Source organism: Aestuariivirga sp. (assembly GCF_044238155.1).
GTDB lineage: Bacteria > Pseudomonadota > Alphaproteobacteria > Rhizobiales > Aestuariivirgaceae > Aestuariivirga.
Genome location: NZ_JBIIDX010000067.1, coordinates 1 through 17,523 on the forward strand (window position 1 = coordinate 1; position 17,523 = coordinate 17,523).

Here is a 17,523-nt window from a genome sequence, read left to right on the forward strand (position 1 = left end):
GGTTGTCTTTCTCAGACTTTCGAGAAATTGGACCACTGATGTTCCTGCTTATGAATTCGACGATCCGCGGGACGATTTCTTTTCTGAAGCGCGAACCGTTGAAAACACCATAATGACCGACACCAAGCTGGGTGTAGTGAAGTTTCTTACCGGCCGCAAGGCCAGAACAGAGGTCCTGAGCGGCTTCGGTTTGTCCCGCCCCGGAGATATCATCGCGTTCACCCTCAATTGTCATCAATGCCGTATGGGTGATTTGTGATGGATCAATGCGGACATTGCGGTGGGAAAACGTACCGCTCGGAAGGTCATGGTTTATAAATACCTTTTCTACCGTCTGGAGATAGAATTCTGCGGTCAGATCCATCACCGACATGTACTCATCATAGAATTCCCGATGCTTATCGGCTGAATCTCCATCCCCCTCAACAAGATGCCAGAACAACTCTCGATGAGCATCGAGGTGACGATCAAGATTCATGGTCATGAACCCGCCCAGCTGAAGGAAGCCCGGGTAGACTTCGCGGAACATTCCGGCATGGGGTGGAGGAACCTTCATGATTACATTGTCACGAAACCAATCGACGCCTTTTTCCTGTGCCAAACGATTAACGGCAGTTGGATTTCGCCTTGTATCGATAGGGCCACCCATCAGGATCATGGTCTGTGGCGCTGAGGGATCCTGCGTGGCGTTCATCAGCGATACTGCTGCCAGAACCGGAACAGAGGGTTGGCAGACGGCCATCACGCTGGTTCCCGGGCCGAGAAACTGCAGGAATTCCACCACATAGTCGACGTAGTCATCAAGATCGAAGCTGCCATCAAAAACAGGAACCGTCCGAGCATCCAGCCAATCGGTGATAAATACATCATAATGTGGAAGCATCGCTTCGACCGTGCCGCGCAGCAGAGTGGCATAGTGACCTGACATTGGTGCGACGATCAGCAACTTATGCTCCGAGCCGGCTGGCGCCGGCGTCTTGCGAAAATTCAAGAGCTTGCAGAATGGCTTCGAGAGAACCATCGTCTCCTCGACGGCCACGAGTTCATCGCCACCTATGGTATCGGTGATGCCAAAATCAGGCTTTCCGTAACGACGGGTCGTGCGCTCGAACATTTCGAACGAGGCGGACAGGGATCTGCCAATCTGAGTTTCTGCAAAGGGGTTGGCGGGGTTGCGCCAAAAGCTGAGTCCGGCGTCGGCCATCGCTCGCCAGGGGGCAAGAGCTGCATGGTTCAGTTCATAGAGGTGATAGAGCACAATCCGTGGTATCCTCGTGGATGGTCAAAACTAGCAACCCTACCTCGTCGGGGCAACCAGTCATTTACGCCATCCTAGGGGGAAACGGTTATGCCTTTCTTGATCTGGCTCGCAAGTGTTTCGATGTCTGTCGTGTAGGTCATGTGTTTCAGAAATCGACCATCAGGCCCCATCAAGTAGATAATGCTGGAATGATCCATGAGGTAGTCGCTAGCTGACTGCGTGTTTCCCGCCCTCGCAAAATAAACCCGATAGTTCCTCGCAACCGCAGCGATCTGATCTGGAGTTCCTGTCAGCCCGATCAGCCGTGGTCCGAAATTGCTGACATAAGCCTTAAGTACTTCTGGCGTATCCCGTGCCGGATCGATCGAGATGAAGATTGGCTGAATTCTCTCTGACTGCGCCCCAAGGCTGTCCAGGGCCGCGGTCATGACTTGAAGTTCGGTGGGGCATATATCAGGGCAGTATGTATAGCCAAAGAAGATCAGCATATATTTTCCGGCAAAATCCCGGTCTGTAACCACTCGGCCATCCTGGTCGGTCAGCGTGAAGGGCCCGCCAACCATCGCCACGCCTGATCCGGTCTGATCAGACATTCTGCTGGTAATCCAAGTATAGCTGGCCAAGCCAAGTGCCGTCAGCAAGATGGCGGTCGCCAAAAATTGAATCTTCAGGCGGGGCATGGATGCTCTTCTTTGGACGCATAGATATGTTTACATTGACAGGAGTACAACTGAAACCTGACAAAGAGTAAACCTCCAGATGCTCAAGAATCCTGCCCTGGAAGCCAATTCAGTTTTGCGGGCCGACATCGGCATGCTCCGGCTGCGCACACTGGTTCGCCTAAGGTGGTTGGCAATTGTAGGCCAGACCTCGGCTGTTCTGGTCGTCCACTTCGTTCTCGGCTTTCCTCTTCCCCTCGGATCCTGCCTATTTGCCATAGCCCTGAGCGCCTGGCTTAACATTTTCCTAAGCATCCGTTGGCGCAAGAGTATCCGCTTGAATGAGAGCCATGCCGGCTTGCTGCTGGTCTACGACGTTCTGCAGCTTGCGGTTCTGCTGTTTCTGACGGGAGGTCTTGAAAATCCCTTTTCCTTCCTCTTTCTCGTCCCCGTAACTATATCGGCGACTTCGCTCTCAATGAGATGGACTCTTTGTCTTGGCGGCCTCGCTTTTGTCTGTGCGACATTTCTGGCCATCCGTCATTATCCGCTGCCATGGCTTCCGGGTCAGTCTTTTGAGCTTCCCGATGCATATGTTTTTGGAATGTGGGCAGCCCTGGTGTGTGGCGTAGTGTTTTCGGCGATCTATGCTCGCCGCATTGCTGATGAGGCGCGGCAGATGTCAGCGGCTCTCTCTGCAACTGAAATGGTGCTTGCACGTGAACAACGCCTTTCAGCGCTCGATGGTCTGGCGGCAGCTGCGGCGCATGAGCTTGGAACACCGCTTGCAACCATCGCACTTGTTGCAAAGGAATTGAAGCGTGAATTACCGGCCGGAGATCCTCACACAGACGATATTGATCTTCTGATCAGCCAGACTGCGCGGTGCCGGGAAATTCTGGCGAGACTTTCCAGTCGTGAAGCGCAGACAGATGAAATGTATCAACGTACCAGCATTCTTGTTATGATCGAAGATCTTGTTGCGCCGCTGCGCGGTTCGGATGTGGAGATCGAGGTTTCGAACTCGACTGATGCGGATGATCTGGCTCGTGAAAATGAACCGGTGTTTCAGCGTAACCCGGCCATCGCTTATGGACTGGGCAATTTGCTGGAAAATGCGGTAGATTTTGCTGAAGCGCGGGTTGAGGTTGAGGCTCGCTGGACAGCTGCCCAGATCTCTATCACCGTTCGGGATGATGGCCCCGGCTTTCACGATTTGATTATTGATAGGCTGGGCGATCCGTTTGTCACCACGCGACCAGGTTATGGTGAAGACGATGGCGAAGCAGGCCGACATGAAGGCATGGGTCTGGGATTTTTCATTGCCAAGACCTTGCTCGAGAGGTCTGGAGCGTCGGTCTCGCTCTCAAACCGCGCGGCCCCAGAGCACGGAGCAGTGGTAGAAGCCGTCTGGCCGCGTGATCTTGTTGATCTTGGTCGCAGCTAGCTGCGTAGTAGCAGACATTGAATTCATGACGGTAAAGAGGTAGAAATCAGCAATGTATCCGGAAACCAGTTGTCGGGCGAGCTTTTCATGATGACTGCCCAACTACCGGCTGGCAAGACGCTTCTGCTGGTTGACGACGACAAGGCCTTTCTGATGAGGCTTGCGCGGGCAATGGAAACCCGCGGCTTCGAAGTTTTGACAGCTGATTCTGTCGCTGAAGGCATTGCTCACGTAAAACGGGCAGTGCCGTCTTTCGCGGTTGTTGATCTGCGACTTGCCGATGGCAATGGACTTGATGTGATACAGGCCTTGCACCAGGCAAAACCTGATGCGCGGGCCGTGGTGCTCACAGGCTATGGCAATATTGCAACGGCGGTAACGGCTGTGAAGCTGGGCGCAATTGACTATCTGGCGAAGCCCGCAGATGCCGATGCAGTTCATGGGGCACTGGTTGGCGACAGTGATAACCGTGCTGCATTGCCTGACAATCCGATGTCGGCCGATCGCGTGCGCTGGGAGCATATCCAGCGGGTCTATGAACTCTGCAACCGTAACGTCTCTGAAACCGCCCGTCGGCTGAATATGCACCGTCGTACCCTTCAGCGTATCCTCGCGAAGCGGGCTCCAAAATAATCAGCGGAGGGCGTCGGGCTCTGGGTCATAGAGCCCATGCAGCCGAAGGGCTGCCGTTCGGGCAAAAGCCAACGTCATGGCTTTTCGACGAGTGGCCTGCAGGTTGAGGGGGGTTGCATCTCGAAGGATTTCCGCTCCCCACCTGTCTGCAACGATCAATCCCATATCGAGTGGCATGATAGTTGGGTCAAGGTCATTTGCGATGGCAAAGAAAAATCTGTCGCAAAAGCCCTGATATTCATGCCATTTCGAGTCGTTCCGGAAATCCTCTGCCGAGGATTTTATCTCCACAATCCATATCTCTCCGGCCTCGTTGAGGCCGATCACGTCTACTCGTCTACCTGATAGGAGCGTGAATTCCGGCAGGGCAGCGAAACGAGCGGCTCTTAAAAGCCGACCTACGCCACGTTGGATCATCAGTGCTGTTTGAGACTGGCGGCCATCAGGCCTGGGTTCGGGATGCATGGTGTGTGCCTTGCAAAAGCTAATGGTATAGTACAGCAAAAAAACAAGGTGATGTTCACGATTCTGTCCTATGCTGTACGCAGCATATTGTCAGGAAAATGTGTCATGCAGCGCACCCGAACGGAACGTGACTCAATCGGCGAGATGAAGCTGCCCGCCGATGCCGACTATGGAATTCACACCGCACGTGCCGTGGAGAATTTCGCAATAACTGGCATCCGACTTCACCATTTTCCCGAGCTTGTTGAATCTCTTGCCATGGTGAAGAAGGCTGCCGCCATGGCCAATCGCGATCTCGGCAAGCTCAAGCCAGAAACTGCTGCCGCCATCATTTCTGCCTGCGATCTCATAATTGCAGGGGACGAGCATCATGACTTTGTCGTCGACATGCTTCAAGGAGGAGCAGGAACCTCGACCAACATGAATGCCAATGAGGTTATCGCCAATGTCGCACTAAAACTTCTCGGCCGCCCGCGTGGCGACTATATGGTCATCAATCCCAATGATCATGTCAATCTCTCGCAGTCAACCAACGACGTTTATCCAACGGCAGTACGCTTGACCATGTTGCGGGCCTGCCCGGAGCTGATCGAGTCACAGCGATTGCTCGTCGATGCACTTCTTGCAAAGGCAAGTGAATTTGATGATGTCATAAAGGTCGGCCGCACCCAACTCATGGATGCTGTACCCATGCGGCTTGGCTCAGAGTTTCGCGCGTTTGCGGTTACAGTTGCGGAAGACATCGACAGATTGAAGGAATTTGCAAACCTGCTGCGCGAGGTCAATCTCGGGGGTACGGCAATTGGAACGGGAATCAACACCCCTGAGGGCTATTCCCAACGTGTGATCCGCAATCTGGCCGATGTTTCTGACATACCGATGGTGCCTGCTGCGGATCTCATTGAGGCAACTTCTGATCTTGGAGCCTTCGTCACCTTCTCCAGCGTGCTGAAGCGAATTGCAGTCAAACTTTCGAAGATTTGCAATGATTTACGGCTACTGAACTCGGGCCCGCGTGCAGGACTTGGCGAGATCCGGCTGCCTGCCGTTCAGGCTGGTTCATCGATCATGCCGGGAAAGGTCAATCCGGTGATCCCCGAAGTGGTGAACCAGATTGCTTATCAGGTGATTGGAAACGACCTCACAGTGACAATGGCAGCCGAGGCGGGCCAACTCCAGCTCAACGCCATGGAACCTGTCCTCGTGCTGAATATTCTGCAATCCATGCGAATGTTGCTGCGCGGCATGACTATACTCCGCGAAAAATGCGTAATCGGTATCGAGGCTGATCGTGATCGCTGTGCCGAATTGCTTGAAGGATCGTTGGTTACGGTAACTGCCTTGAATCCCTACATCGGCTATGCCGAAGCCAGCCGTGTGGCAAAGCAAGCCCTCCATTCACGCAGCAGCATACGCGATGTCGTGCTTGCAGAAGGTCTCATGACGGCCGAACAGCTTGATCAGGCTTTCTCCACGGCTAACCTTCTTGGTCAACGCCGGGCCTAGACAGGTCTACAGCGCCCATCTTAACGCCGGCGTGTGAACAGGCGAATCCCAGCCCTTGACGATCTCGTCGTCGAGAAGTGTCACGGTAATCGAGCAACCTGCCATATCAAGCGAAGTCACGTAGTTTCCAACCAGTGCTCTCTTGGAACGGATTCCATGTTTCGCCAGCTGCTTTTCAGCAGCATTGTACATGAGGTACAATTCCATGGCTGGAGTGCCTCCAAAGCCATTGATGAAGAGCAGTGCATCACCCTTTTGACCGAGATCGCCGGCGATGGCCGCGACCATTTCCTCGACAATGACATCGGCCCGCTCAAGGGCTACCCGGCGGCGGCCAGGTTCGCCATGAATGCCAACTCCCACTTCCATTTCGGTATCACCAATTGCGAAGGTTGGCTTGCCTGCGGCCGGTACAGTGCAGCTGGTGAGTGCCACGCCCATCGACCGGGTGGCCCGGTTGACCTTGTCTCCGAGCGCCTTGAGTACACCCAGCGCAGCACCTTGCTCTGCTGCAGCACCAACAACCTTTTCTACAACCAGCGTTCCAGCCACACCACGCCGGCCGGTTGTGTAGAGTGAATTCTCGACGGCAACGTCATCATCCGTGATCACAGTTTCGATTGCCCGGTCACTCATTTCGCGCGCCATATCAAAATTCATGACATCGCCCTCGTAGTTCTTCACAATGAACAGAATTCCGGCTCCCGTATCGACGGCTTCTGATGCGGCAATCATTTGGTCAGGCGTGGGTGAGGTGAAGACCTGTCCTGGGCAGGCAGCATCCAGCATGCCGTGGCCCACGAATCCTGCATGTAGCGGTTCATGTCCAGAGCCACCGCCGGAGAGCAAGGCGACCTTTCCAGGTTTCAGGAATTTGCGCCGCACGAATTTCTGTTCGTCACCCAGAATTAGAATATCGGCATGCGCAGATACGAAGCCGGACAGACTCTCTGATAACACGTTTGATACGTCATTGATGAGTTTCTTCATTGATGCTTGCCTTTCTTGCTGCTGTTGTCATCAATTAGACTTGCAATTTCCCGTACGAAACTGCTCACAATACCATGCAGTTTCCTGTTTTGAACTTCGCTGCCCATATCCGGCAAGTGAACTGACACGACGCCTGCAGAACCCGTCTCTGCGATCCGTTTGCGTGGATGGGCAATGGCATAAAGCCTGACAAACTCCTGACGCTCTGAGGGTGAAAAGTGGCAGAGATCGAAAATGGATGCCAGATGATTGACGGGTATCGGGGTTGGATATGCCGGATTTGTGATCTGGCTTACGAAGCTCCGGTTCTTGGCGAGGGCGGTTGCAAGTCTCTGTCTTGTGCCAGATGGCCGCCGTTCCAGGATCTCTGCCAGCATGCGCTTGTAGGCTGCGACAGCTTTGTGAGTTGATTTTTCCGCCGATACTGGCTCCGTCATGGCCTAGAGCTCCGCAATGGCTGCCTTGACGCGTGCCAGTCGGGCGGGGGCCACTGAAAGCGAGGTGAGGCCCGTTTTCAGAAGTGAAGCGAGGTGAACAGGGTCGCTTGCCATGTCGCCACACAGGCTCACGGGTATATTGGCCTGATGACCGTACTGAGTGACGTGCTCTATGAGCCGCAGGACTGCGGGATGGCTGGGGTCGTTGAGAGGCGCCACCCGTGAGTCGTCACGCGAAGAAGCCGTCACATATTGAGTGAGATCATTTGAACCAATCGAGAAGAAGTGCGACTGCCTGAAAAGCTCTGGTGCTACGGCAACGGCTGGTACCTCTACCATGATGCCGAGTGGGGGGGTTGCATGGGGTGTTCCCTGCGAGTGAAGTTCGTCGATGCAGGATCTGAGAAGATCCGAGCTTTGGTGCAACTCCGCGGGAATTGTAACCATGGGAATCATGACCTTCAGGTTGCCGTGCACTGCGGCTCGGGCCAGCGCCCTGAGTTGCGTACGAAAGACGGCTTCCTGCAGTAGGGTCAGACGCACGCCTCTCAGGCCCAGAAATGGGTTGATCTCGCCCTCTGGCGTCAAGCCACGAATGGGCTTGTCGCCACCAATGTCGAGCGTGCGTATCGTTACCGGCTTTTGCCCCGCCCATTCGAGAAAGCGGCGATAGGCAAGGTATTGTGTTTCTTCATCAGGTAATGCCGCACCGTCCCGAAACAGGAATTCGGAGCGCATGAGGCCAATCCCGTCGCACGTCTTAGGATCAATATGGTCAAGTTCTTCGACGCCGGCTATGTTGACCAGAACTTCGATCCGTGCACCATCCTTCCGCCGAGCTGGCTCATGAAGGAAGCGCTTTTCTGCAGTTCGAATTGAAGCCTGTCTGGCAAGATCGCTGTTGAACGCTGCCTGCTCGTCGTCAGTGGGGTCGGGAATGACAAGTCCCGTTGTGCCGTCTACGATCAATGTTGTGCATTCTGCAGGAATGTCTCGAGTCAAACCCACCACCATGGGAATTCCCTTCGCTCGGGCAAGCATGGCAACATGGCTAGTATGACTCCCGCCCGTCAGCACGATGGCGCCACCCTTGCTCCAGTCCGTTTCCAGAAACAGGCTCGGCGCCAAATCCTCCCCCACCAGCACGGCGCCGCTTCCTGTGGGGCTTGAATCTGCACCCGCAAGATGCCTCAGCACGCGGTCCCGTATGTCAGCGAGATCAGCTGATCTGGCGCGGAAGTATTCGTCGTCGGCAGCTTCATAGCCAGCGATTTCGGAATTCATGGTATGGGCCCAGGCCTGATCTGCTGCCAGCCCCGCATCGATTGCCAGCCAGGCCGGTGCAGAGAGTGCATCGTCTTCCAGCATCGCCAACTGGAAGGCCAGAATGTCCTGCGCATCTCCCTCGAGTGTTGCGATAAGATCCGCAATGTCGGAGGCGGCGGCGTTTATGGCCCGGCGAAGGTCATTGCGCTCTGTTACGGGATTTGTCGCAACGCGGGCCTGCAGGTGTTTTCCCGAAAGCCTCCGGATCGGCCCCATGAAGAGCCCGTCCGACGAAGCTATTCCTTTGTGGCTATGCCGCATGGCCTGTTTCGTCAAAGTCACGCGCCACAAGTTCTGTCAGCGCGTCGACAGCAACTTGGGCGTCTTCGCCGGTGGCGCGCATATGCAGCGTAGAGCCCTGCTTTGCTTTCATGGCCATGACCTTGACGATGCTCTTGGCATCTATCCATGGCCCATCAGCTGAGACAGCTATTTCAATTGTTGAGGCAAATCCCTTGGCCAACTTCGTGAGTTTGACGGATGGCCTTGCATGGAGGCCTACATCATGGGTGATGACCACGGAACTTAGGATAGTCTTGCTCATTGGGCAGAAAGCTCCTCTGCCGTTCGTTTCACGTCGGCAAGTGAGCCTCCACCTGAGGCTTCGGTTGCCGCCATCACTGCGCCCTCCACGACTGGAGCATTGCAGATGGCAATTCTGCTCTGGCGCTCTGCCGCCAGCATCTCGATCGCCATTTCGCTGTTGGTTTCCGCACCACCCAGATCAACCAGGATTGCCACGCCATCCTCAGACCATGCTTGTTCGATGGCAGTAAGGATCTTTTCGACACTGGTGCCGAGCCCGCCAGCCGGATTGCCACCACAGAACCCGAGCGGGACTTCGTCACCGACCATTTGTCGCACCATGTCGGCTGCTCCTTTGGCCACATCGGGTGAATGTGACACGATTACAATACCGACGGTCATATCCGGCCCTCCAGAACATCGCAAACAGCCTCGATCATGATCTGGCTTGAGCGCGCGCCGGGATCCATGTGACCGACCGAGCGTTCACCGAGAAAAGAGGCACGGCCGCGTGTCGCCTTCATCGGAATGGTTGCCTGGGCGCTTGCTGCAGCAAGGTCCCGCAGACTTCCGAAGCTTGCCTGGCTGCTGGAAAGATGATCGGCTGCCGGGCCCAGAACATCGAGCATCGTCTTACAGCCAAGATCAGATTTGCCGCGCGCCTTGACGGCGGAGACAGCTGTCAGGAGAGCGCCTGCCACATCTTTGGCGGACGCGTCCGGCGGCAGTTCCTTGCCAAGTGTCATGAACAGCGTACCGAAAAGCGGGCCAGATGCGCCGCCCACCTTCATGACCAAGGTCATTCCCACGGCTTTCAGCGCCTCCCCAGGGGGCTTGGCAAGAATGCTTGCCCTGTCTGCCAGGACGGCCTCGAAGCCCCGTTTCATGTTGAGGCCGTGGTCGGCATCACCAATAGCCGAATCGAGGGCTGTCAGTTCCTCAGCGGCGGCGATGACACGCCCAGACAGGGTGTCCAGAAGGGGCTCGAGCGGAAAAGCCATTGCCAGTGTCCAATGTTAAGTAATGTGTTTACTAAACACAGAAATACTAAACACGCAAGCCCCGAGGTCCATGCAGCCCATCGGTCTCTGAGGTCATGCTGCTGCCGTGCCCAGCCTAACCCCAGCAGCCCATGGGTGAATATGCCAGGTCTTGGTCGCCTGCATGTGGCGAAGCCGTACATTCCTCGCTGGACAAAGGCACAAGTCTCGACGATCCTCGTCAGATGGCTTTTGCGTTCCTGATGGCACGGAACGTTTTGGGATCACCCGGTCCAAGGACAGCTTGATGGACATTATCATTCTCTTTCTGATCCTGCTCATTGCCTGTTTGATGCTTGCAGGCTCTCCGCGCATGGTAATTCTCAGCCTTTGGCTGGTTGCGGCATTTCTCACACTGGGACTCTTCCATCATCATGCCACCTCATCGCTGAACCTGAGCTTCTGATGAAGATTTCTCTCTCGACCCTGCTCTATTGGTTCTTCCATCTTTGGCTTCTTGCGATGTCGATCATACTGCTGGTGGCATTGATCCTGCAGTTTGCCGGGGGTGAATTGCCGTGTCCGCTCTGCATGCTGCAGAGGTACTGCATGTATCTCTCAACGCTGGGCCCCATGTGGATCATCCTCCAGGCACATCGGGGTGAGCTCCGGCTGCACAACTACAATCAGGGCCTCGCGCTGGCACAACTGGGCGCGCTTCTGGGTGCTGTGATTGCCGGGCGGCAAGATCTTCTGCACATCTTGCCTGGAGATGCAGGCTATGGCCCGCCGTTTTTCGGTCTTCACCTCTACAGCTGGGCCTTCCTGTCGTTTTGTGGGGTACTGCTGGTCTGCAGCTGGCTCTTGCTTTCTCCGCCCGTGCTTCTCAAAGCCGATGCCCCTGCCGCCATGACCTCACGTCGCCTGTCAATGTATACAATCGGCCTCTTTGTCTTCACGCTAGGGGCAAACGCTGTAATGATTGTTTTCCTCGAAGGCTTTGCGTGGGTTCTGCCAGATGATCCCGTGGGATACCACCTGCTGCAGCAGTTCTAAGCGTTATGAAAATACGGTTCGCTTGGCTGAATGTCGAGGCAGAGGCCGTTGTTCGCGGCACCCCTGCTTGGCCCAGATGTTCATCAACAAACCTAGTTCCGGCGGCCCCCTCCCAATACCCGTTGCCACCCTTGTCTGATATGCCAGTGATCAGTCATTGCGCAGTGCCCGGGTCATCAGCTATAGAGGGATAACAAGCCATGCACCCGTAGCTCAGCTGGATAGAGTGCTGCCCTCCGAAGGCAGAGGTCACAGGTTCGAATCCTGTCGGGTGCGCCAGAATACTACTGTAAAATCAGTAAGTTAAGTTTTTCACAAATCGCGCTTCTACCGTTTGTTCACGTCTTGTTCTTGTTACAAAAGCTTTACAAAAACACAGCTGCTCTTGTACAAATGTCCGTATTCATTGGACGATTTGGAACAGAGGTCTTTTTTGGACAAAGAAGAGCGAGTGGATGTTCGCGGTGATGGCAGGATCATCCTCTACAAGCGTGAGGGGCTGAAAAAGCCAAAATGGCAGGCACGAATAAGAGTGCCCAATGCCACTGGCTACAAGGTGGTCACAACCAAGACGGCTGACCTAAACGAAGCCAGAGTGTTTGCCGCCAATCTCTATGAGAAACTCTATTTTGATGTGAAGGCTGGCGGCACACTCTCGTCCAAGACCTTCAAGCAGACCTTTGAGGAATGGGTGAAGTCACTCAACACGCAAGGGCATACTCGGCAGGGTGGCTCTTGGGACGATACGATTGCCCGCGTGAAGTCCTATGCGCTGGGCTACTTCGGGCAGAAGCGTATGTCTGACCTTAAGCCTATAGACTTCTCTGACTACTGGCTCTGGCGGAAGACGAACTATTCCAAGAAGCCACCTTCAAACGGGACATTGAAGCGGGAACGCACCTGTCTCATGCCGCTGCTCAAGTTCGCAAAAAAGCGTGGCTACCTGACTGAGATACCAGACATGGAAGCACCGCAAGCCAAGACGCAGCGGCGCTCTACCTTCACAGATGATGAGTGGAAGACGCTCTACACCAAGGCTAGAGCGTGGGTGAAGGAGGCTGAAAAACTAGCCACTTGGCGCGACAGGTTCATTGCACAGCAGTATTTCCTTGTGCTGGCAAACACAGGACTTCGCGTTGGTGAGATACGGAACCTACGCTGGAGCGACCTTCGCATGATGACGATAGACGATAGTAAACAGATGGTCGCTTGGGTTAAGGGCAAGACTGGTGCGCGTGAAGTTGTATTCCAGCCAGGTGCTGATGCCTTCATTCGCCGTATCTATGATATGCGCCTTAAAGAGGTGGAAGGCGAAGTCCCGAAAGACAGCGCCGTCTTCTGCCACATAGATGGCTCAGCCATCCAGTCGTTCAAGAAGTCATTCCAATCGTTGATGACCTACGCTGAGATTCCAATCGTTAGAAATGGCATGGCACGCACAATCTACTCACTGCGCCACTTCTATGCCACCAAACGCTTGGAAAGTGAGACAAGCCCATTCCTGTTAGCCAAGCAGATGGGCACTTCAGTTGAGATGCTGGAAAAGTTCTACGGGCAGACCTCAGTCAATGCCACCACCGCCAAGAGCGTCAGCAAAGGCAACCAGAAGGCTGGCAGCAATAACAACAGCGACTACCCATTTGATTGAGGTAGAAGCACACTAGCTCCAGATCGCGGATTTTTGAGCCAAGTGGTTCTAAACCCTGTTCGGTAACCCACAAGCTATCTCTGCTTATGAGCAGAAAAGCAGAACTGGTGAAGCTTCCCTCCAGTATAGTCGAAATTGCAATTTATTGACCTGTTGTACCAAATACGCCAATCTCACGACTTATTCTTGGGGAGGCGCTCATGGACATTTCGAAGGCTCTGGACAAGACCGAAGAGGGTTATGAATCTCTGTCTTGGGCTCTTTACCTCGGTACCATTGCCACAGGGGTAATTGGACTGATACCGCCTTTGTCGTTTTTCTGCTTCGTCCTCTACATCGCTATAATGATACTAGCGTATATCAGAAAGAAAGACGCTGTTGGCACTCCCTATGCCAGCCATCTACAGAATACCTTTACAGTCGGTATCGTCAGCTTCGTCGTGTCCATTCTGCTGGTTATTTTCACAATCGGAACACTCGGCTTTGGTGTGATACTCGCAATACCCCTGTGGTTGGTCCTCATTGTATGGAGCCTATACCGTATAATCACGGGAATGCTGGCACTCAGAGATAAAAAGCCATTTCAGTCGAAGATTTAGAACTGAGCGTCCAAAAGAGCCTTCGCAACCTGATTGAGCGGGCTACCTCAGCATATAGATGTATGCGGTGCTGATACCGTACTTCTTCGCTAACTCAGCCACCGACACGCCAGCTTTACGCTCAGCTTTGAGCAGTTTCTTCAGCGCAGTAGCCTCTTTCTTTGAACGACGACCTCTCACCGTAGATGACTTACGCGCAGCCACCCTTGAACTCTTTTTCTGCTCATCTATTGTTTGGGCGAGTTCTTCAAGACCAGCTGCCAGTTTCCTCAACTTCATGGCAATATTCACAGTACGAGCCATCAACAGTGTATTCCCTAAAATCAATGCGACCGCTGATGAATAGCCCTTCAATGCTCAGTTGGCTAGTGCCCGCATTGCACACTTTCTGCTGTCAAAAAGCCTGTCTTTGATTAAAAATATTTTTATTTTTTGATCAAAAGTCTGCTTCTTTGCGACCTGTGTATATAAATACAAATGAACGCCCTTGATGGGCAGAACTCACACAAGACTTGGTGCGGTCAAAGATCGGCACCCATAGCCCAGCGGAATGGCGGGCAACAATGAACTCAGTTCGGTGAGAACTACCTGCTAAACGACCGCCAGAAGCGGAAGCGGCAATCGTCAGCCAATCGGTAGCAGTTCTTATGACGATCAAAGCCACCATCGCATCAATAGATAGACAGATGGCTGGCTACGAGAAGGCAACGCTGTAACTTGCGACCTTCAAGACTTCAGATGTCGGTGAATAGGCTACTGAAGTCTGGGCTGATAAAGCCGAGCATAAAAGGAGACCCCTCAACCGCCCCTACCTGACGATCAATCAGGTTGCTCATATTCACTGTGTTGAAAGGCTGCTGTACGCAAAGCCAGACACTCTTTGGCTCCAAAGCCATAAGTGTGTCTCAAGCCACTACCGCAATGATGATACTTGATACTGATTCTGACTTCATATCTTCCAGATATCGATTCCTGTTCGTTTATCCTGCTTTGCCTAATCATTCACTACCTGATCTGGTGAGTGAGCGCAGCGAACGAACAATCGGCGCAGCCGATTTATACCAACCCAAACTGGAGACTGATAATGCCTAAGACGCAACAAGAACTCTATGTACTTGCTTTGTCAAAGATGGCTATTCCCACTTGCGAGTGCCTTCTTGATGATAGAGATAACTCCAGTTTCAATAGCTCCTATAATAATAAGAAGGATAATCTGAATGATACCAATAGAACATCACGAACAAGAGTTATTCTGGCTCAAACGCAGAATAAAATATCTTGAATCACTTCACTCATACATCAATCAATCGCCTGATGAGAATACCATCGCTTCTCTTCATAAGCAGTACAGCAAAGTCGCAACACCTAGAGACCTGATAGAGCGACTCGAGGAAGTCTATGAAGGGGACCTCCCATGAGCACCTTCAACACGAACAAGAACGCTTTCCTGTCTTCAGTTCAACTTCTTAAAAATGACTTTCACGCATACGCTTCACTTGGTGTGGCTAAAAGCAGCAGAAACGAGAAGCAGCAGAAGCGTAGTCTCATCAACAATATCACCAACGCGATTGAGAATATTGATACAGCCGACTTTGGCATTCGCGTGATTTTATTGAAGACGAAGGAGTAAGCTTTACACCACGTCTTTACAGCGGTGCATCCTCGAGCTTACCCGAAGACACACAGGCAGCACCCTCGGGAAGAGACTTGGCTGGCATAAACGCAGCTAGAGAAATCATCCTCCAAGTTCCCTCGTTGCCCCTCTGAAAGGTCGCCAAATGGGATGACTTACCACCACGAAGAGCATACTGCCCCATGAGGACTCGCTCCTTTGCGGTATTGTAGTCGGACACGACGAGAAGGTCACCATTGCGAGTGACAACCGCTCTTTCGAAGGTCGTCTGTGGAAGCTTTGTTGTCCTTTTCCGTTCAGCAAGTGTTGTGTATCCAACCCCGTTTGCATTCTGATACTGAAACAGCGGATGAAGAAGCGGGGCTGCGTCTCCTTGGAGAAGCAAATCGTAGAACTTTGTCATAAGTGCTTCCCCAAGAGCCTGGTCTTCGGCGCCAGCGGGTGACGCGAGATTGTTGTCGATGATAGGCTCTTGATCGCATATCGCTGCTACTGGCGTATTGAAGTTGGCATGGCTCAGAACCTTCCACAGTGAGTCGGTGTCGCTCCAATGGAATACAGTCAGGCGCGGCGCCTTGTCTGGGCTCATCACTAACTTTGAGTCTGGCAGGGACTGATTGGCGCGGACTGAGTACCTCACCACCATCACATCATTGGTTGGGCGTGTTTCGCGCACATCACCGAACACAACATCATCTACATCTGATGGTTGATAAGTGTCAGCAACATATCGCTCTCCAGAAGATCTCTGGAGCTGGAATGCTGAGTCGAGGTAGGGCTTCGCTAAAGCTCTTGCGGCGACATCTTGCTCAGCAGTAGTTCCAACAACACCTGACGAGCTTCCAGTGGTTGAGGCAAGAGCAAAAAACGCAGATATAAGCTCATCACCTGTTGCGGACTTATTACTAAGAGCCTCGAGATTCAGTACGTCGTCTGCCGATGCCACGTTCGGCATGCTCATCAGCACAAGAGCTGAAATAGCAAAGACTAGACTTCTAGAGCCACTAAAACCAGCGAACATTGCATTTCTCTCGATGAAACTGTGAGAGAAGGCTGCCACAGTTTATGGGGGTTCGCAAGAAGCAGGGTGATACACTCGCAATATTACTTGAGGAGAGATGCTCTTGTTCCTTAATAGTGATTTCTCAGATGACGTGCGAATAAATACAACTACGATAATGCAAGATTTGTCCTAGCTTCATTTTATAAACGACAGAACCAGCATTCATTCCTGCTGGTTCTTATCACATTTCCACAGAAGGGATTTTCAACGATGAACAATTACCCAGTTCGATACGCATTCCGTATAGACCCTGCAACTGAAGCTACTCTTGAGCAGATTGCTCGGCAAACATTCCAGAGTAAGGCTTCGATTATGAGACGTTATGTTCAGGAAGGTGTTGCAAATGACAAACTACATCGTGAAAGAGTGGTGCACAAATAGAAAGACCGCATCAAAATGATGCGGTCTCATGATACGCGTCAGAGCGTCCTGACTTAAAAGTGGTAGCCGAGACCCGCTCGGATCTGAACCATACCATCAATCTTGGCGTAGTCCCCCGAGTCCATGTCTTCTTGCAACTCGTTTTCATTATAAGTGTGTTCATTCATAGCCCCGTAGTAGAGCCCTTCCAAGCGAAGACTGATGTTGTTATGGAACTGATGTTCAAGACCAGCACCGATGACATAGCCAACGGACAACAAGTCGTCTTTTCCTGTATTTTCGCAACAAGAATTTTTATTGTCGGTAGATTCGAACGTGGAACCCGCAAGAGCAACACCGCCAGTCATGTAGATAAGAGTGCTATCATAGCTGGCTCCAACGCGCCCTCTTAGGGTTCCAATCCAATTAACATCGTGGGTATCAATATCATCCCCATCGTCATCAGCAGCTGTTTCAGAGAAATCAGCTCCACCAAAATCTGCCTCCAATCCAAACACGATCCCTCCATGATCGATGTTGAAGCCTGCATAACCACCATAGGTAAGCCCACCCTGTAAGTCGCCAGACATCCAGGTAGAATCTTCAGTATCTCCTTCACTCGTATCCGTGACGCCATCAAAAGAAGCGCCACCGTAGCCTACGGCGGCGCCGACATAAAAACCTGACCAGCCCGCGGCGGTGTCAACAACTTCCACATCTGCAGCATTTGCGCTTGCTGCAATAAGCACAGAACTCGCCGCAACCATTGCCAACAATGAAATCTTCATTTGAATTGTCTCCCCTTGATCAGCTGTTTAATTTTGGTCCAAATTTCATCAAGCTTAGTAAATATGTGATTTCCGAACCCTTGGGAACAGCTTTTCGCTGTTAGCTAACCCATTGATTTCCTTTTTCGCGGCTCCCGAGCACTTCCG

Annotated in this window: 20 protein-coding genes and 1 tRNA gene; 9 read left to right on the forward strand and 12 right to left on the reverse strand. The window is 52.8% G+C overall.

Annotated features, from left to right (window positions below; all coding sequences use genetic code 11):
• Both ACILRN_RS08735 and ACILRN_RS08740 read right to left on the reverse strand, forming a co-directional pair.
• Positions 1-1,258: polyhydroxyalkanoate depolymerase (locus ACILRN_RS08735; protein ID WP_395687412.1), on the reverse strand; the 1,258-nt coding region annotated here is incomplete at its 3' end.
• 74 nt (positions 1,259-1,332) lie between these two features.
• Positions 1,333-1,941 (reverse strand): SCO family protein, encoded by a 609-nt coding sequence (locus tag ACILRN_RS08740; protein WP_395687414.1) that lies wholly within the window; start codon positions 1,939-1,941, stop codon positions 1,333-1,335.
• Between the two features lie 79 nt (positions 1,942-2,020).
• On the opposite strand from ACILRN_RS08740, the gene ACILRN_RS08745 reads away from it, so the two are divergent.
• Positions 2,021-3,367 carry an ActS/PrrB/RegB family redox-sensitive histidine kinase gene (locus ACILRN_RS08745; RefSeq protein WP_395687416.1) on the forward strand — a complete coding sequence of 449 codons (1,347 nt, stop codon included), beginning with the start codon at positions 2,021-2,023 and terminating at the stop codon, positions 3,365-3,367.
• Positions 3,368-3,454: 87 nt separating this feature from the next.
• On the forward strand, positions 3,455-4,000 hold the full coding sequence (locus ACILRN_RS08750; protein WP_395687417.1) for an ActR/PrrA/RegA family redox response regulator transcription factor: 546 nt from the start codon (positions 3,455-3,457) through the stop codon (positions 3,998-4,000).
• On the opposite strand, the gene ACILRN_RS08755 is transcribed toward ACILRN_RS08750, so the two are convergent.
• Positions 4,001-4,465, reverse strand: coding sequence for an MmcB family DNA repair protein (locus tag ACILRN_RS08755; protein WP_395687420.1), 465 nt, complete (start codon positions 4,463-4,465; stop codon positions 4,001-4,003). It lies immediately after the preceding gene.
• A gap of 105 nt (positions 4,466-4,570) precedes the next feature.
• On the opposite strand from ACILRN_RS08755, the gene ACILRN_RS08760 reads away from it, so the two are divergent.
• On the forward strand, positions 4,571-5,971 hold the full coding sequence (locus ACILRN_RS08760) for an aspartate ammonia-lyase (RefSeq protein ID WP_395687421.1): 1,401 nt from the start codon (positions 4,571-4,573) through the stop codon (positions 5,969-5,971).
• Between the two features lie 6 nt (positions 5,972-5,977).
• Here the strand turns inward: ACILRN_RS08760 and dhaK are convergent, their stop codons facing one another.
• From dhaK to dhaL, 6 genes are read right to left on the reverse strand one after another with little or no spacing between them, the layout of a single operon-like run.
• Positions 5,978-6,961 carry a dihydroxyacetone kinase subunit DhaK gene (gene dhaK, locus ACILRN_RS08765; RefSeq protein ID WP_395687423.1) on the reverse strand — a complete coding sequence of 328 codons (984 nt, stop codon included), beginning with the start codon at positions 6,959-6,961 and terminating at the stop codon, positions 5,978-5,980.
• A complete protein-coding gene (locus ACILRN_RS08770) occupies positions 6,958-7,398 on the reverse strand; it encodes a hypothetical protein (protein WP_395687425.1) in 441 nt (146 codons plus the stop codon). The genes dhaK and ACILRN_RS08770 overlap by 4 nt, the downstream gene beginning before the upstream one ends.
• 3 nt (positions 7,399-7,401) lie before the next feature.
• Positions 7,402-8,985 (reverse strand): phosphoenolpyruvate--protein phosphotransferase, encoded by a 1,584-nt coding sequence (gene ptsP, locus ACILRN_RS08775; protein ID WP_395687427.1) that lies wholly within the window; start codon positions 8,983-8,985, stop codon positions 7,402-7,404.
• Complete coding sequence (locus tag ACILRN_RS08780; protein WP_395687429.1) at positions 8,975-9,268, reverse strand: HPr family phosphocarrier protein; 294 nt, start codon at positions 9,266-9,268, stop codon at positions 8,975-8,977. Before ACILRN_RS08780 ends, ptsP begins: the two co-directional genes overlap by 11 nt.
• Positions 9,265-9,651 (reverse strand): dihydroxyacetone kinase phosphoryl donor subunit DhaM, encoded by a 387-nt coding sequence (gene dhaM / locus ACILRN_RS08785; protein WP_395687430.1) that lies wholly within the window; start codon positions 9,649-9,651, stop codon positions 9,265-9,267. Before dhaM ends, ACILRN_RS08780 begins: the two co-directional genes overlap by 4 nt.
• The gene (gene dhaL / locus ACILRN_RS08790) at positions 9,648-10,250 is read right to left on the reverse strand and encodes a dihydroxyacetone kinase subunit DhaL (RefSeq protein WP_395687432.1); all 603 of its coding nucleotides are present in this window, start codon (positions 10,248-10,250) and stop codon (positions 9,648-9,650) included. The genes dhaM and dhaL overlap by 4 nt, the downstream gene beginning before the upstream one ends.
• Positions 10,251-10,536: 286 nt before the next feature.
• Here dhaL and ACILRN_RS08795 point away from each other — a divergent pair, with 286 nt between their 5' ends.
• The 5 genes from ACILRN_RS08795 to ACILRN_RS08815 all read left to right on the forward strand — a co-directional run bounded on the left by ACILRN_RS08795 (position 10,537) and on the right by ACILRN_RS08815 (position 13,532).
• Positions 10,537-10,695, forward strand: coding sequence for a DUF5993 family protein (locus ACILRN_RS08795; RefSeq protein WP_395687434.1), 159 nt, complete (start codon positions 10,537-10,539; stop codon positions 10,693-10,695).
• Positions 10,695-11,285, forward strand: a complete 591-nt coding sequence (locus ACILRN_RS08800; protein WP_395687436.1) for a disulfide bond formation protein B — start codon at positions 10,695-10,697, stop codon at positions 11,283-11,285. The genes ACILRN_RS08795 and ACILRN_RS08800 overlap by 1 nt, the downstream gene beginning before the upstream one ends.
• 202 nt (positions 11,286-11,487) lie before the next feature.
• Positions 11,488-11,564 (forward strand) — tRNA-Arg (locus ACILRN_RS08805).
• Positions 11,565-11,718: 154 nt separating this feature from the next.
• Positions 11,719-12,933, forward strand: a complete 1,215-nt coding sequence (locus tag ACILRN_RS08810) for a tyrosine-type recombinase/integrase (RefSeq protein WP_395687438.1) — start codon at positions 11,719-11,721, stop codon at positions 12,931-12,933.
• 200 nt (positions 12,934-13,133) lie between these two features.
• Positions 13,134-13,532 (forward strand): hypothetical protein, encoded by a 399-nt coding sequence (locus ACILRN_RS08815; RefSeq protein WP_395687440.1) that lies wholly within the window; start codon positions 13,134-13,136, stop codon positions 13,530-13,532.
• Positions 13,533-13,574: 42 nt separating this feature from the next.
• On the opposite strand, the gene ACILRN_RS08820 is transcribed toward ACILRN_RS08815, so the two are convergent.
• Entirely contained in the window at positions 13,575-13,886 is a 312-nt protein-coding gene (locus ACILRN_RS08820; protein ID WP_395687442.1) for a hypothetical protein, read from the reverse strand.
• A 1,060-nt stretch (positions 13,887-14,946) separates the two neighbouring features.
• On the opposite strand from ACILRN_RS08820, the gene ACILRN_RS08825 reads away from it, so the two are divergent.
• Positions 14,947-15,162, forward strand: a complete 216-nt coding sequence (locus tag ACILRN_RS08825) for a hypothetical protein (RefSeq protein WP_395687443.1) — start codon at positions 14,947-14,949, stop codon at positions 15,160-15,162.
• A gap of 16 nt (positions 15,163-15,178) precedes the next feature.
• Here ACILRN_RS08825 and ACILRN_RS08830 read toward each other — a convergent pair whose 3' ends face one another.
• Entirely contained in the window at positions 15,179-16,186 is a 1,008-nt protein-coding gene (locus ACILRN_RS08830) for a hypothetical protein (protein WP_395687445.1), read from the reverse strand.
• 476 nt (positions 16,187-16,662) lie between these two features.
• The gene (locus tag ACILRN_RS08835) at positions 16,663-17,376 is read right to left on the reverse strand and encodes an outer membrane protein (protein WP_395687447.1); all 714 of its coding nucleotides are present in this window, start codon (positions 17,374-17,376) and stop codon (positions 16,663-16,665) included.
• Positions 17,377-17,523 lie beyond the last annotated feature (147 nt).

Coding starts and splice junctions, on each gene's coding strand:
- ACILRN_RS08795 (WP_395687434.1), top strand. CDS start 10,537: ATGGACATTATCATTCTCTTTCTGATCCTGCTCATTGCCTGTTTGATG.
- dhaM (WP_395687430.1), bottom strand. CDS start 9,651: ATGACCGTCGGTATTGTAATCGTGTCACATTCACCCGATGTGGCCAAA.
- ACILRN_RS08755 (WP_395687420.1), bottom strand. CDS start 4,465: ATGCATCCCGAACCCAGGCCTGATGGCCGCCAGTCTCAAACAGCACTG.
- ACILRN_RS08760 (WP_395687421.1), top strand. CDS start 4,571: ATGCAGCGCACCCGAACGGAACGTGACTCAATCGGCGAGATGAAGCTG.
- dhaL (WP_395687432.1), bottom strand. CDS start 10,250: ATGGCTTTTCCGCTCGAGCCCCTTCTGGACACCCTGTCTGGGCGTGTC.
- ACILRN_RS08835 (WP_395687447.1), bottom strand. CDS start 17,376: ATGAAGATTTCATTGTTGGCAATGGTTGCGGCGAGTTCTGTGCTTATT.
- ACILRN_RS08745 (WP_395687416.1), top strand. CDS start 2,021: ATGCTCAAGAATCCTGCCCTGGAAGCCAATTCAGTTTTGCGGGCCGAC.
- ACILRN_RS08815 (WP_395687440.1), top strand. CDS start 13,134: ATGGACATTTCGAAGGCTCTGGACAAGACCGAAGAGGGTTATGAATCT.
- ACILRN_RS08770 (WP_395687425.1), bottom strand. CDS start 7,398: ATGACGGAGCCAGTATCGGCGGAAAAATCAACTCACAAAGCTGTCGCA.
- dhaK (WP_395687423.1), bottom strand. CDS start 6,961: ATGAAGAAACTCATCAATGACGTATCAAACGTGTTATCAGAGAGTCTG.
- ACILRN_RS08800 (WP_395687436.1), top strand. CDS start 10,695: ATGAAGATTTCTCTCTCGACCCTGCTCTATTGGTTCTTCCATCTTTGG.
- ACILRN_RS08750 (WP_395687417.1), top strand. CDS start 3,455: ATGATGACTGCCCAACTACCGGCTGGCAAGACGCTTCTGCTGGTTGAC.
- ACILRN_RS08740 (WP_395687414.1), bottom strand. CDS start 1,941: ATGCCCCGCCTGAAGATTCAATTTTTGGCGACCGCCATCTTGCTGACG.
- ptsP (WP_395687427.1), bottom strand. CDS start 8,985: ATGCGGCATAGCCACAAAGGAATAGCTTCGTCGGACGGGCTCTTCATG.
- ACILRN_RS08780 (WP_395687429.1), bottom strand. CDS start 9,268: ATGAGCAAGACTATCCTAAGTTCCGTGGTCATCACCCATGATGTAGGC.
- ACILRN_RS08830 (WP_395687445.1), bottom strand. CDS start 16,186: ATGTTCGCTGGTTTTAGTGGCTCTAGAAGTCTAGTCTTTGCTATTTCA.
- ACILRN_RS08825 (WP_395687443.1), top strand. CDS start 14,947: ATGAGCACCTTCAACACGAACAAGAACGCTTTCCTGTCTTCAGTTCAA.